8 protein-coding genes are annotated in these 13942 nt (G+C 64.9%); 2 read left to right on the plus strand and 6 right to left on the minus strand.

Annotation, left to right across the window (positions count from 1 at the left end):
- Positions 1-52 precede the first annotated feature (52 nt).
- A complete protein-coding gene (gene iaaH, locus MTX21_RS30710; protein ID WP_280970840.1) occupies positions 53-1480 on the minus strand; it encodes an indoleacetamide hydrolase in 1428 nt (475 codons plus the stop codon).
- Between the two features lie 180 nt (positions 1481-1660).
- Positions 1661-5092, minus strand: a complete 3432-nt coding sequence (locus tag MTX21_RS30715; RefSeq protein ID WP_280968348.1) for an indolepyruvate ferredoxin oxidoreductase family protein — start codon at positions 5090-5092, stop codon at positions 1661-1663.
- A 153-nt stretch (positions 5093-5245) separates the two neighbouring features.
- Here MTX21_RS30715 and MTX21_RS30720 point away from each other — a divergent pair, with 153 nt between their 5' ends.
- Entirely contained in the window at positions 5246-5701 is a 456-nt protein-coding gene (locus MTX21_RS30720) for an Lrp/AsnC family transcriptional regulator (protein ID WP_280968349.1), read from the plus strand.
- A gap of 135 nt (positions 5702-5836) precedes the next feature.
- Here the strand turns inward: MTX21_RS30720 and MTX21_RS30725 are convergent, their stop codons facing one another.
- The 3 genes from MTX21_RS30725 to MTX21_RS30735 are packed head-to-tail and all read right to left on the minus strand — an operon-like array spanning position 5837 to position 9079.
- The gene (locus tag MTX21_RS30725; protein ID WP_280968350.1) at positions 5837-6622 is read right to left on the minus strand and encodes a fumarylacetoacetate hydrolase family protein; all 786 of its coding nucleotides are present in this window, start codon (positions 6620-6622) and stop codon (positions 5837-5839) included.
- Between the two features lie 14 nt (positions 6623-6636).
- Positions 6637-8004: an LLM class flavin-dependent oxidoreductase gene (locus MTX21_RS30730; RefSeq protein WP_280968351.1), complete on the minus strand. Its 1368-nt coding sequence runs from the start codon at positions 8002-8004 to the stop codon at positions 6637-6639.
- Positions 8005-8026: 22 nt separating this feature from the next.
- A complete protein-coding gene (locus tag MTX21_RS30735) occupies positions 8027-9079 on the minus strand; it encodes an Ldh family oxidoreductase (protein ID WP_280968352.1) in 1053 nt (350 codons plus the stop codon).
- Positions 9080-9381: 302 nt separating this feature from the next.
- Between MTX21_RS30735 and MTX21_RS30740 the strand changes: the two genes are divergently transcribed.
- On the plus strand, positions 9382-13497 hold the full coding sequence (locus tag MTX21_RS30740) for a GAF domain-containing protein (RefSeq protein ID WP_280968353.1): 4116 nt from the start codon (positions 9382-9384) through the stop codon (positions 13495-13497).
- Here MTX21_RS30740 and MTX21_RS30745 read toward each other — a convergent pair.
- The gene (locus MTX21_RS30745) at positions 13471-13812 is read right to left on the minus strand and encodes a hypothetical protein (protein WP_280968354.1); all 342 of its coding nucleotides are present in this window, start codon (positions 13810-13812) and stop codon (positions 13471-13473) included. The genes MTX21_RS30740 and MTX21_RS30745 overlap by 27 nt on opposite strands.
- Positions 13813-13942 lie beyond the last annotated feature (130 nt).

The raw sequence follows: 13942 nt of genomic DNA on the forward strand, positions 1-13942 counted from the left end.
AGGGAGCGCCCCCTCCGCCGCGGTTCGCAACCAGACTTGATCTCACCATGCTCTAGCGCGCCGGCGGCGGCAGCCGCCCGAACACCTTCTCCATTGCCATTCCGATCGCCAGCAGCCTCCTGTCGCTTCCAGCGGGCCCATCGAGCTCGAGTCCGACCGGCAATTTGCTCGACGCGCCCAGCGCAACCGGAATCTGGATGCCGGGAATGCCGGCATTGCTGCCGGGGTCGGTGTTCTGGATGAAGAGCAGGAAATTCGGCAGGCTGCTGGAATCGGGGTTTGCGGCGATCGCGACTTTCGGTGTGGTCGGGAAGGCGATGGCATCGAGCCGGTTCTTGGCGAATGTGTCCCGATAGAGCGCCCGGAGCGCCGGCCGCCCGGCCTTCATGGCCGCATCATAGGCCGGCTTGGCGTCAACGACCGTGTTGTCGGGACCAGGCAATTTGCGTGGGATGACGAGGCCGTCATAGGTGCCCTTCACGTCAGGGCTCGCGATCTCCTTCGCGAGTGCCGCGATGGTGAGCCCGGTACCGGTGTGCCTGAGATAGGCGACCATGTCGTCGTTGGCCTCGAAGATCGCCACGGGGAAGCTCACCTTGCCGTTGAGCTCGGCGAGCTCCGGCATCTCGACATCGACCACGCTCGCGCCTTGCGCCCTCAGCTTGTCGATCGCTCCTTTGAAAGCGGCATCGGTATCGTCGTCGAGATTGGTGAGCATGGTCTTCACCACGCCGATGCGCACCTGCTTCAGATCGGCCGGTGCGATCGCGCCGCCGCCGACGATGATACGGTCGAGCGCCGCCACATCCGTCATCGTTGCGGCCATCGGGCCGGCGGTATCGCGGGTATGAGAGATCGGCGCGATGCCCGCTTGCGGGTAGCGGCCGACGGTCGGCCGCAGCGACGCGCAGCCATTGAGTGCGCAGGGAATCCGGACCGACCCGCCGGTGTCCGTGCCGAGGCCCGCGGTGACGATCCGCGCGCCGATCGCGGCGGCCGTTCCGGACGATGAGCCGCCGGCGATCTTGCTGGTGTCATAGACGTTGCGCACGCCGGGCTCGCCACCGGTCTTGAAGCCGGCATTGTAGCCGGAGATGCCGAAGGCGAGCTCGTGCATGTTGGTCTTGCCGATGATGATCGCACCGGCCGCGCGCAGCTTCGCCGCGACAGGAGCATCCTTCTTCGGCACGAAGTTCTTGAGGGCCGGCGTGCCGGCGCTGGAGGGCAGCCCCGCGACCTCGATATTGTCCTTGATCACAACCGGTACGCCGCCGAGCGGCCGGCACGCGCCCTTCCTGCGCCGCGCGTCGAAGGCCTCGGCGGCCTTTGTAGCGCCGGCCTCGTCCAGCGTGATGAAGGCGTTAAGGTTGGGGTTGGCCTTGGCGCGCGCCAGCACTGCCGAGGTCAGCGCCTTGCTGGTGATCTTGCCGGCACAGAGATCGGCCGCGGCCTGGGTCATGGTCAACTGGTCGAGATCGATCACCGGTTGGGCGAGGACGGATGCAGGTAGCGCGCCGGCGACAAGGATGAAGCTTGCGATGGCTGAATTCAGCGGAAATGGTCTGCGTTGCATGAGGCTCCCCATCGATGAAAGTGACGGGGCAGCTTACCTCGCCGCCATGGCGACGCGTGTCCCATTTTTGAGGAGGAAGCACGCTCCTCAGGCTGCCTTGGCGGCGGCGGGCCGGTCCAGCAAGGACGCGACCTCGGCTTTCACTTTCGCGATGGCGGCGTCCTTCACCGGGCCGTAGCCGCGGATTTCCATCGGCGCCCTGGCGATCACGACCATGTCGGATAGGCTGGTCGCATCAAGCCGGGCGAGCATCGTCTCGATCAAGCCTTCATACCAGCCGATCAGCTCGCGCTCGGCGCGCCGCTCGGCCGTGTAGCCGAACGGATCGAACGGCGTGCCGCGCAGCAGCTTGAGGCGAGCCAAGATTGCCAGCGGCGTCTGGATCCACTGGCCGAAGGCGCGCTTGCGCGGCCGACCACGTGCGTCGCGCTTTGAGGCGAGGAAGGGGGGCGCGAGATGGTATTTGATCTTGAAATCGCCGTCGAACTCGCGGTTCAGCGTGTCGAGGAAGCCCGTCTGCATGTGCAGGCGCGCCACTTCGTATTCGTCCTTGTAGGCCATCAGCTTGAACAAGGAGCGCGCAACCGCATCGGTCAGCGCCTCGCTGCCGAGCCTGGACTCGGCACGGCGCACCTTCGCGATCGCCCCACGATAGTGCGCGGCATAGGCCGCATGCTGATAGCCGGTCAGGAATTCGGCGCGACGATCGATCACCTGATCGAGTGTCTCGGCCACGGGATCATCTTCGGGTTTGGTGAGAAACTCCGGATCGGCGGCGGCGATCCGGCCCCAGGCAAAGGCCTGCTTGTTGCGCTCGACCGCGACGCCGTTGAGCTCGATCGCGCGCAGCAGCGCTTGCAGCGAGAGCGGCACCAGCCCGCGCTGCCAGGCAAAGCCAAGCATGATGATGTTGGCATAGACGGCATCGCCGAGCTGGCTTTCGGCCAGCGCGTTGGCGTTGATCGTGTCGAGATTGCCCTCGCCAATGACCCGACCGATGGCGCGCAGGCGGGCAGGCGAGGCGAGATCGGCGTCGCGGAAGCGCACGACGTCGCCGGTCGGCATTTCCGCGGTGTTGATCGCTGCGCGCGTGCCGTGGCGATAGGTGCCGGACGCCTTGGGCGAGGAGCTCACCACGAGATCGCAGCCGATCAGCGCATCGGCTGCACCCTGATCGATGCGGACCTGATGCAACGCCTGGGGGGACGCGGCCAGGCGGATGTAGCTCAGCACGGGGCCGAATTTTTGCGCAAAGCCCGTGAAGTCCAGCACCGAGACGCCACGGCGTTCGAGGTGCGCTGCCATGCCGATCAGCGCACCGACGGTGATCACGCCGGTGCCGCCGACGCCAGTTACGAGCAAATCGTAAGGACGCTCGAGCATTGCCGGGGTGGGCGGGGCAAGCGTGGCGGCACGGCCGATCGCGTCGATATTGCTTGCGGTCCTCGCCCGGCGCGTGGCGCCTTCGACGGTGACGAAGCTTGGGCAGAAGCCGTTGAGACAGGAGAAATCCTTGTTGCAGGCCGACAGATTGATCCGGCGCTTGCGGCCGAGCGGAGTCTCCTTCGGTTCGACGCTGAGGCAGTTGGATTCGACCGAGCAGTCGCCGCAGCCCTCGCAGACGAGATCATTGATATAGGCAAAGCGTTTCGGATCAGCCATCTGTCCGCGCTTGCGCTGCCGCCGCTTCTCGGTGGCGCAGGTCTGCTGGTAGATCAGCACGGAGACGCCGGGGACGTCGCGTAGCTCGCGCTGCACGGCGTCCATCTCCTCGCGCGGATGGATGGTGACGTCAATGGGCAGGTCCGCCAGCGAAAACTGCGAAGGCTCGTCCGACGCCAGCGCGATGCGCGAAACGCCTTCGGCGCGGACGCTGTGGGCGATGGCCTGCACGCTGACGGGGCCGTCGACCGGCTGGCCGCCGGTCATGGCGACGGCGTCGTTGAACAGGATCTTGTAGGTGATGTTCGCGCCTGCCGCGATCGCCTGCCGGATCGCCATCGAGCCGGAATGATAATAGGTACCTTCGCCGAGATTCTGGAACACGTGCTTGTCGCCGGTGAATCTCGACGAGGCCGCCCAGTTCACGCCTTCGCCGCCCATCTGGATCAGCGAGGACGTTTCGCGATCCATCCAGCTCGCCATGAAATGGCAGCCGATGCCGGCCAGCGCCTTCGATCCCTCCGGCACCTTTGTCGACGTGTTGTGCGGGCAGCCTGAGCAGAAGTACGGCGTGCGCGTTGCACCAGTGACGCTGATCGTGCGCTCTGGCTCCGGCACCAAGGCGGCCGCCCGCACGGCGAGATTGAGGCCCGGAAACATCGGATCGAGCCGGCGCGCGAGCACGCCTGCGAGCGCCCGCGGAGACAATTCGCCGATCCAGGAGATCAGCCGCGCGCCGGTCTCGTCATGCTTGCCGACCATGCGCTCGGGCTTCGCGCCGGGATAGTCATAGAAATACTCCTTGAACTGGCTCTCGATGATGCCGCGCTTCTCCTCGACCACGAGGATCTCGCGCTTGCCCTTCACGAATTCCATCGCGTCGTGCAGCGCCAGCGGCCAGACCATGCCGACCTTGTAGACGTCGATGCCGATGCTGCGGCACGCCGTTTCATCGAGGCCGATCAACCGCAGCGCCTCCATCAGGTCGAGATGGGCCTTGCCTGTCGTGACGATGCCGTAGGTGGCATTGGGAATGTCGTAGATGTGCCGATCAATCGGATTGGCTTTTGCGAAGGCATAGACCGCGTGCTTCTTCGCCTCCAGCCGCTCCTCGATCTGCGGGCCCGGCAGGTCGGGCCAGCGATAGTGCAGCCCTCCGGGCGGCGGCGTGAAGTCAGGCCTGCGGAAGAGGCGCGACGGGCGCAGTGCGACCGAGGCGCCGGATTCCACGATCTCCGAGATCGCCTTGAAGCCGACCCACATGCCGGAGAAGCGGCTCAGCGCGTAGCCATACTCGCCGAACTCGAGATACTCGCTGATGCTGGCCGGGTGCAGCGTCGGCATGAACCAGCTCATGAAGGCGACGTCGGACTGGTGCGGCATCGAGGAGGAAACGCAGCCATGGTCATCGCCGGCGACCACCAGCACCCCGCCATGCGGCGAGGAGCCATAGGCGTTGCCGTGCTTCAGCGCGTCGCCCGAGCGGTCGACGCCGGGGCCCTTGCCGTACCAGAGCCCGAACACGCCATCGACCTCGCGATCTGCCTGCGTCTCGACCTGCTGCGAGCCGAGCACTGCGGTTGCCGCGAGGTCTTCGTTCACAGCGGGGAGGAATTCGATGCGATCCCGCTTCAATTGCTCCTTGATGCGCCAGAGTTCGAGATCGATGCCGCCGAGTGGTGAGCCGCGATAGCCGGAGATGAAGCCGGCGGTGTTGAGCCCGCTCGCGCGGTCGCGCCTCGCCTGGTCGAGCGCGACGCGGACGATCGCCTGCGTGCCGGTGAGAAAGACGCGGCCCTCCGCGCGGTCGTAGCGGTCGGATAGTTCGTAGGCGTCGAGTGACGGAATGGCGTCCATGCGGACCTCCCGCGGCATCCCTGCCGGATCTGCGAAGGTTAAGCCCGGGCCGCTGGTAGGTTTTACCTATTTGTTCCGATATGATGCCGAAATCGGTAAATTTTTGTGCATTGTGGCCAAATGTGGTATAAACTACCGACCTGAGAGGTTTTCATGATCGAGGACCAGGACGCCCGGATACTCGCCCATCTTCAGAAGGATGGCCGCGCCACAAACCAGCAGCTTGCGGATGAGGTCGGCATGTCGACCTCGGCCTGCTGGCGCCGGGTGCGCGCGCTCGAGGAGAGCGGCGTCATCCAGGGCTATGCGGCGCTGGTTGCGCGCGAGCGGGCGGGGTTTGCGATGTCCGCCATCCTCCACGTCTCGCTGGAGCGGCACGACGCAAAATTCGTCGATGAGTTCGTTGCGCGGGTGACCAAGCGGCGGGAGGTGCTGGAATGCTTTGCGACCACCGGCGACGCCGACTATCACCTGCGCGTCGTGGTGCAGGACATGACCGCCTACAACAGGTTTCTCGACGAATTCATGTTCCGCATTCCCGGCATCCGCTACGTCCGCAGCAACGTGGTGCTGAAGGAGATCAAGACCGGAGTGGCGCTGCCATTTTGATTTCGCGGCGCTTGCAAGTCTATCCCCTCATCCTGAGGAGGCTGCGCAGCGGCCGTCTCGAAGGGCGAGGTCACCAGCGGGCCTTCATCCTTCGAGACGCTTGCTTCGCGAGCTCCTCAGGATGAGGATCAAGAGCTACCGCCCCTCCCGCACAAACCGATTGCGCAGCGTGCCGATGCCGGTGATGTCGATCTCCACGACGTCGCCATGCTTGATGTCGGGCGAGGCGCCGTCCGTGCCCATCCAGATCGCGTCGCCCGGCCATAGCGTAAAATACTTCGTCAGCTCGACCAGGAACGGAACCACGCCGAAGATCATGTCATTGGTGCGGAAGCGGTTGGTCTCCTTGCCGTTGACCCTGACGACGGTTTCCATGGCGCCGAGATCGGCCTCCGTCTCGATCCACGGTCCCATCGGCTTGAACGTGTCGGCGTTCTTCGACCGCCACAGGCCGCGATCGGCCTTCTGCCAGGTTCGCTCGCTGACGTCGTTACCGATGGTGTAGCCGAACACGCAATCCATCGCGTTCGCCTCGGTGAGGTGCTTCACCTTCTTGCCGATGACGACGACGAGCTCGGCTTCATAGTGGATCTTCTCGGTCGCGAATGAGGGGATCACGACGTCCTCGTCATGCGCGATCAGCGCATTCTGGGCGCGATAGCCGATCTCGGGTCTATCAGGGACGGCCGGAATCTCGCCGCGCTTGTAGGCGGCTTCCTTGAGATGCTTCAGGTAGTTCAACCCGACGCAATAGAAGGTGCGCGGCACCAGCGGCAGCTCGATCTTCACCTCCGACAGCGGATGCGTGAGCGAGGTGCGACGCCAGTCACTGAGGGGATCGCCATCGACCGCGATCACCTGGTCGCCTTCAATGACGCCCCAGGAGGTCTTGCCTGAGGCGGTGAATTTCAGCCAGCGCATAGTGTGTCCCCGTTTTATTCCGCGGCATCACGCGGCTGTGCCTTCCACGCACCCGCCGCCGGCCGCTTCAGCCCCAGATTCTCGCGCAGCGTCTTGCCGCGATAGTCCTTCTGGAACAATCCGCGCCGTTGCAGCTCCGGCACGACGTGGCGCACGAAATCGGCGTAGGAGCCGGGCACGTAGGTCGCGGCGATGACGAAGCCGTCGCAGCCGCGCTCGACGAACATCTCCTCGAGCTTGTCGGCGATCTCCTTGGGCCCGCCGACCATTGCGTCCTGCACCTGGCCGCGTCCGGAGAAGGTGACGAAATCGCGCGCGCTCGGATTGCTCTTGCCCGATGTTTTCAGCACGCCGTCGCGAATGCCCAGGATGCCCTGCATGCTCTTCAGTTCGTCTGTGGTCAGCGGTTCATCGAGCCCCTTGGACGCGAAATCGTAATTGAGGGCTTCGGCGAGCAGCGACAGCGCGTCGATCTGGAGCGGCAGCTTGTTGATCAGCGCCATCCTGTCCTCGGCCTCGGCTTTGGTCGCGGCGCAGACCGGCGTCGTCAGGTTGCAGAGGAACATCTGGTCGGGATCGCGGCCGGCCTTGGCGGCTTCGCTGCGCACGGCCGTGTAGCCGTCCTTGGCGCTCGCGAGGTTGCGTGCGGCGGTGAAGATGACCTCGCCCCAGCGGCCGGCAAAGCGCTGGCCGCGGCCGGATGCACCGGCCTGGATGATCACGGGATGGCCCTGGTCCGAGCGCGGCACGGTGAACGGCCCGCGCGATTTGAAGAACTCGCCCTTGTGGTCGAGCCGCTTCACCTTGGTCGGATCGGCAAAGCGGCCGCTCGTCTTGTCCATGATGAGCGCGCCATCTTCCCAGGTGTCCCAATGGCCGAGCACGACCTCCATGAACTCATCGGCACGATCGTAGCGGGAGTCGTGCTCGGGATGGGAGTCCTTGCCCATGTTGAGCGCCTCGCCGTCGTTCAGCGAGGTGACGACGTTCCAGCCCGCGCGTCCGCCCGACATCAGGTCGAGGGTCGCAAAGCGGCGAGCGACATCGAACGGTTCGTAATAGGTGGTCGAGCAAGTCGCCCCTAGCCCGAGCTTCTCGGTGACCATGCCCATCGTGGTCAGCACGACGATCGGGTCCATCTTCACACAGCGGATGCCGTATTCGACGGTGTGGGCGTGATCGTTGCCGTAACGGTCCGGCATCGCCAGGCGATCGTCGAAGAACGCCATGTGGAACTTACCGGCCTCCAAAATTCTGGCGATCTCCTGGTAGTAGTCCGCGGACATCGAATCGTCGCGCGAGTCCGGATGCCGCCAGGAGCTCGGCAAGTTGGTGCAGTTCTGTGCCTGGAGGAATCCGACCAGTGCCATCTGCCGCGTCATGCTGCTGCTCTCCAAAATTCGGTCAGGCCAGATCGAGCTCTTTGTCGAGCTTGTAGTCGCGCGCGAGCGCACGCAGTTTGTCCCAGGTCGCATCCTCGATCTCGATGCCGTCGCGCAGCCGCTGCTGCTCGCGCTGGTGCTCGATCTCGCCGGGGTAGAACACGCCCTTGCTTCCCTCGGACGGCGGCGTCGATTTCAAATAGCGCGCGAACTCGGCGACCTCGCGCTTGAACTCCTTTAGCGGCCGGAACGCCGCGACATTGAACACCGCCATGAAGCAGCCGTCATTGTGCCGGCCGGTCGGCTCGACACCGAAGCCGAGCCCCGTCAGCAGGCCGCAAAGCACTTCGACCATGGCGGCGAGGCCGCTGCCTTTGTAGCCCTCGGTGCCGCCGAGCGGCAGCAGCGCGCCGCCCTTGCGGTACTGCGTGGGATCGGTGGTGTGCCGCCCCTCCGCATCGATGATCCATCCTGTCGGGATCTGCTCGCTGCGGGCCACCGCAAGCTGGATCTTGCCCGCGGCCACCGCTGAGGTCGCCATGTCCAGATAAAATGGCGCGTCGAGATCCGAGGGGACCGCGATCGAGATCGGGTTGGTGCCGAGCCGCGCCTCCCGGCCGCCAAAGGGCGCCACGTGCTTTGGTGAGCGACCGGAGTCCGCCGTCGCAATCCCGATCATGCCCTCGCGCATCGCCATCATCGGATAGGCGGCGAGCCGGCCGACATGGCTCTGTCGGAACACGGTGCAGGCGGCGACATTGGCCGTCTTCGCCTTCTCGATCGTGAGCGCCATCGCCTTGGCGTTGACGTGGAAGCCAAAACCCCAATTCCCGTCGATCACGGTCGTGGTCGGCGATTCCTGGACGATGGTCCATTGCGCGCCGGGGACGATGTGCCCGGCCTTGATGCGGTCGATGTAGGTGGGAACAGCGATGACGCCGTGCGAGTCGTGCCCCGCGAGATTGGCATTGACGCAACCGATCGCGACCGCGTCGGCTTCCTCGGTGGATGCCCCGGCGGCGCTGAGCAGCGCGGCGCTGATGCGCGTGAGGCGCTCGGCCTTGACGATCGGCATGGCGTTCCCTCGGTTCTCGCCCTGTGGCGCTGGTTGTTGCACCATCGTCTCAAAGCGCAGGTGCGATATCAATCTCCCGTAAACCAATACAGGGCTGCAAATTCGTAAAGAGAACGCGCCTTTCGTCGTGAGGCTGCGCCCGTGCACATCCCGTGAGGCGGTATTTTCGACAGTTTGCTAAGGGCTGTTCGCAGCTCGTTCACTTTGATCAACGGTTTGCATCGCGCAATAACGACCACTTAGTTGATCGGCGGCGATAACGTCCCGGGAAAAAACGGCAGAAATGCCCGGGAGTTGAGACCTTGCAGACGACCCTCGCGCGCACATTTGCAGCGTTGAGCGCCATCAACGAAGCCATTCTGTATGCGAAATCGCCGGACGAGCTGTACCAGAAAGTCTGCGACGCCGGGTTTTCGAGCGGGGATTTTTTGGCTGTCTCGGTGTTCCTGGTCGAGCCCGACAGCCCGCGGCTTCGCTATGCGGCCGGCTGCGGCGAGGACGTTGCGCGGCTGAGGTCGATCGAGATTACGATCGAGGAGGGGACCCCGGAAGGATCGGGCGTCGGCGGCGAAGCGTTTCGCAGCCAGAAGCTATGCATCAGCAACGATTTTCTGAACGATCCGCGCTCGCAGGCGTGGCGCGAAGGCGCGGTCAAGGCGGGCGTCGGCGCAGCGGCGGCGCTGCCGCTGCTCTGCAACGGCAAGAGCGTCGGCGTGCTGTTCGTCATCCGCAGAGAGGCCGGCTCGCTGAACGAGCAGATGGTATCGCTGTTCGAGCGCATGTCGGCGAATATCTCTTATGCGCTGGACAATTTCGCGCGCGAGACCGCGCGGCAGACCGGCGAGCGGGCGACGCGGCGGCTCAATCGCATGTTCGGCGCGCTGAGCGCGACCAACGAGGCCATTCTGCGCGCCAAGACCGAACAGGAGCTGTACCAGCTCGTGTGCGATGCCTCCGTGCACGGCGGCAAGTCGCTGGCGACCTTCGTTCTGCTCAAGGAGCAGGATTCTCACTGGCTGAAGCCGGTCGCCGGCACCGGCCAGAACCTCGATCTGGTTGCCCAGACAAAGTACTCCGTCGATCCCGACAATCCCTATGGTCGCGGCATCTCCGGCAATGTCTTCCGCACGCAGAAGGCATACGTCGAAGAGGACCTCGCCCGCCGCACCAAGGGAACGCCGTGGGAGCAGGCCAACGTCAACACGGGCGTCGCGGCGTGCGTGGCGGCTCCGCTGATCAAGCGTGGCGAGAGCGTCGGTGTCATCCTGTCCTTCATCAGCCGATCCTGGGCGAAGGACGAAGAAGTCGTCGCACTCATGCTGCGCATGGCCGAGAACGTCTGCTTTGCGATCGAGAATTTCGACCGGGAGGCGGAAAAGGCGCGGATCGCCGACGAGGAGGACCGCCTGGCGCGCATGTATGCGGCGCTCAGCGCGACCAACGAGGCGATCCTGCGCGCGCGGTCGCGAAACGATCTGTTCGACCTCGTGTGCGAAGCGACGGTTCATGGCGCCAAGTTCGCCTCGACCTCGATTGCGCTGGTCGATCACGATGCCGAGCTGCTTCGCGTCGTCGCGAGCTACGGCCCGAACAAGGATGAGGTCCGCCGCTTCAAGCTTTCGACATCGGACAAGATTCCTGAGGGACGGGGGCTGGTCGGGACGGCGTTCCGCACGCGGCAGCCAAGCGTCAGCAACGATTTGTCGACTGATGAACGCATGACGTCATGGCGTGAAATCGCCCGGCGTGCCGGCATTTCGTCGGCGGCCGCCCTGCCGCTGTTCAACGGCAACAGGATCGAAGGCGTATTCCTGTTCCATGCGTTCCAACGCGACACCTTCACCCCCGAATTCATCGAGCTGTTGCAGCGATTGCAGGCGAACGTCGCCTTCGCGCTGGAAAACTTCGATCGTGCGGAGGAGAAGGCGCGGGCCGACAGGCAGCGCAACCGCCTGAGCGGCATGTTCGAGGCACTGAGCGCCACCAACGAAGCCATCATGCGCGCCAAGACGCGCGAGGAGCTGTTCGAGGCGGCGTGCCAGGCGGCGGTGCTGGGCGATGTGTTCGCCTCGGCAACGATTGGCATTCTGGACGAAAGACATGAGCTCGTTCGCGTCGTCGCTGTGAAGGGACGGCTTCAGGAGCGAATGGTCGGACGTACCTGCGCTGTTTCCGCCGATCACCCAGAGGGCCAGGGGATCATCGGGACATCGTTGCGGACCCGCCGGCCGAGCGTCATGAACGACTACATGAACGACCCGGGATCGGCGCACTGGCGCTCCAAGGCGTTCGAGGATGGAACCCGGGCCGCCGCGAGCTTCCCGCTTCTGCGGTCGGGCCAGGAGCCGATCGGCATTCTGCTTTTCCTTGCGCCAGAAGAAAACACGTTCACGCCCGATCTGGTCGAACTGCTGGGGCGCCTGGCCGAAAACGTCTCCTTCGCCCTCGACAATTTCGATCGCGCCGAGGAGAAGGCCCGCACCGAGGCGCAGAAGGAACGTCTGAGGCGCATGTTCGCGGCGCTCAGCGCCACCAATGAGGCGATCATGCGGGCCAAGTCCCGCGCTGAATTGTTCGATCTCGTCTGCCTCGCCGCATCGACCGGCGGCAAGTTCACCTCGACCACCGTTGCCCTCGCCGTGGCCGACAGCGACCTGCTCCAGATCGCCGCCGCCGCCGGCCCCGCCGCCGACACGACACGCAACGTCAGGCTTTCAGTCGACGCCGAGCGCCCCGAAGGCCGAGGCATGGCCGGCACGGCGTTCCGGACAAGGCAGCCGTGCATCAGCAACGACTATCTGAACGACAACCGCGTCAGTGCGTTTCATGCCATCGTCCACAAGGACGGAGCGAGGTCGGGCGCAGCGTTCCCGCTGATCGTCCACGACCAGCCGGTCGGCGTCATGATCTACATGTCGACCGAAAAGGACACCTTCACGGATGAATTCGTCGAGCTGTTGCAGCGCCTGGCCGACAACGTCTCGTTCGCGATGGAGAATTTCGATCGCGCCGATGAGAAGAACAAGGCGGACGAGCGGGTCGAATATCTCGCTTCGCATGATAGCCTGACCAACCTGCCGAACCGCGAGACCTTCAACGGCCTGTTGCGCGAAGCGATCGACGCGGCGCAGCGTCACGACCACTGCTTCGCGCTGCTGTTCATCGATCTCGACCGGTTCAAGGTCATCAACGATTCGCTCGGCCACGAGGCCGGCGACTTGCTCCTGCTCGAAGTCGCCGACCGCTTACGCAACGCGCTGCGGGCGAGCGACGTCGTGGCGCGGCTTGGCGGCGACGAGTTCGTCGTCATCCTCGACCAGTGCGGCGAGATCGACGCCGTCCAGCACATCGCGACCGAACTCTTGACGGCGCTCGGCAAGCCCATGGAGCTCGCCGGCCACGAGTGCCACACCACCGCCTCGATCGGCATCGCGATGTATCCGGCGAACGGCGCCGATGCGCAGACGCTGACCAAGAACGCCGACATGGCGATGTATCTCGCCAAGGAGGACGGCAAGAACGGCTATCGCTTCTTCTCCAAGGAGGTGAGGACGCAGTCGATCGAGCGACTGTCGCTCGAAAGCGCGCTGCGGCGCGCGCTGGAGCGCGACCAGTTCTCGTTGAACTACCAGCCCAAGGTCGACATGGAGACTGGGCAGATCACGGGCGTCGAGGCGCTGTTGCGCTGGACGCATCCCGATCTCGGCAGCGTCTCGCCGGCGCAGTTCATCCCGCTCGCCGAGGAGACCGGCCTGATCGTGCCGATCGGCCGCTGGGTGCTGAAGGAGGCGTGCGCGCAGGCGATGGCCTGGCAGCGCCGCGGCTTGTTGCCGCTGTCGATGGCGGTCAACCTGTCGCCGCGCCAGTTTGCCGACGAGCACCTGTTGCAGGACGTCGATGAGGCGCTTGCGGCGAGCGGCATGTCGCCGGTGCTGCTCCAGCTCGAAGTCACCGAGAGCATGATGATGCGCAATGTCGGGCGCGCGCTGAAGGTACTCGATGCCATCCAGAGCCGCGGCATTCGTCTGGCCATCGACGACTTCGGCACCGGCTACTCGTCGATGTCGCTGATGAAGCACTTCCCGATCGACACCATCAAGATCGACCGTTCCTTCGTGCGCGACCTGCCGCAGGATTCGGAGGATCAGGCGATCGCGCAGGCGATCATCAGCATGGGCAAGGCGCTCGGCATGACCGTGGTCGCCGAAGGCGTCGAGAATGCCGAGCAGGAAGCATTCCTGCGCACCCATGGCTGCGACGAGATGCAGGGCTATCTCATCTCCAAGCCGCTTCCGCCGCGGCAGATGGCCGAACTGCTGCGGCCGATGGTGCTGCCGGTCGCGCCGCCGCTTCTGCCGGAGCTTGATGCGGCCGCCGACGAAAGTGCGGAGTCACGGCTGAAACGCGCTGTCGTCTGACGGCTGCGGACGCAGATCGCGCACGTCGCGATCGCCGCTTTCCGCCTTGCTCGGAAAGTCGTGCGCCGGCGGCAGCGAGGTCTGCGTGGCGAACAGCGCAAGCAACCGGCGTGCGCCGTCGGCGAAGCTCGCCCCTTCGCTCAAGCCAAGCTCGGAGCACCATGTACTGCTCATCGGCTCATGGTCGTCGAACACGGCCATGGCAGGGCCCCACCACCAGGCCGGCGCCGCCGATCGTTCGTTCTCCGGCACCGACTGCCAGCGCGCGAACTCGTCCATCACGCGCTCGAACTCCAGGCGGACAGCCCGATGCATTCGCTCCATCCTCCTCGGCTTCCGCGCGTGAAAATGCGCGGGAAATCGGATCGTGGCCTCGACGCTCGAAAGAAAGCCGCCTCGCGCATTGGCGCCGCCAGGCTAGGCCGGCATCGTGCCAGCGCTGCAA

Source organism: Bradyrhizobium sp. ISRA430 (assembly GCF_029909975.1).
Taxonomy (GTDB): domain Bacteria; phylum Pseudomonadota; class Alphaproteobacteria; order Rhizobiales; family Xanthobacteraceae; genus Bradyrhizobium.

Excerpts from the sequence above, each read along its gene's own strand:
- MTX21_RS30745 (WP_280968354.1), bottom strand. The coding sequence starts at position 13,812 with ATGCATCGGGCTGTCCGCCTGGAGTTCGAGCGCGTGATGGACGAGTTC.
- MTX21_RS30715 (WP_280968348.1), bottom strand. The coding sequence starts at position 5,092 with ATGGACGCCATTCCGTCACTCGACGCCTACGAACTATCCGACCGCTAC.
- MTX21_RS30720 (WP_280968349.1), top strand. The coding sequence starts at position 5,246 with ATGATCGAGGACCAGGACGCCCGGATACTCGCCCATCTTCAGAAGGAT.
- MTX21_RS30730 (WP_280968351.1), bottom strand. The coding sequence starts at position 8,004 with ATGACGCGGCAGATGGCACTGGTCGGATTCCTCCAGGCACAGAACTGC.
- MTX21_RS30725 (WP_280968350.1), bottom strand. The coding sequence starts at position 6,622 with ATGCGCTGGCTGAAATTCACCGCCTCAGGCAAGACCTCCTGGGGCGTC.
- MTX21_RS30735 (WP_280968352.1), bottom strand. The coding sequence starts at position 9,079 with ATGCCGATCGTCAAGGCCGAGCGCCTCACGCGCATCAGCGCCGCGCTG.